General features: G+C 63.2%; 1 pseudogene. It reads right to left on the minus strand.

Going from position 1 to position 209, the window contains the following annotated elements:
• Window positions 1-112: 112 nt before the first annotated feature.
• Window positions 113-209 (minus strand): annotated as a pseudogene (locus HU762_RS26860) (nucleoid-structuring protein H-NS); the annotation flags it as partial.

The raw sequence follows: 209 nt of genomic DNA on the forward strand, positions 1-209 counted from the left end.
TGCGCAGCCGAGCGGGAGCAAGCTCCCTCGCCACGGGTATCGTTTTTCTTGAATGCCGCAGCAAGCAGGCCCGCACAGGAAAAACGCAATCCCACCCAAACCAGGTCGGCTTTCAGGCCGCCTCGCGGCGGACGTTGATCTCGGCGCCCCGTTAACCACGCTGGCTGAACGAAGGTATTGTGGAGGGGGCACCTCGGCATGGATGCCGA

Source organism: Pseudomonas sp. SWRI92 (assembly GCF_014268685.1).
GTDB classification, from domain to species: domain Bacteria; phylum Pseudomonadota; class Gammaproteobacteria; order Pseudomonadales; family Pseudomonadaceae; genus Aquipseudomonas; species Aquipseudomonas marvdashtae.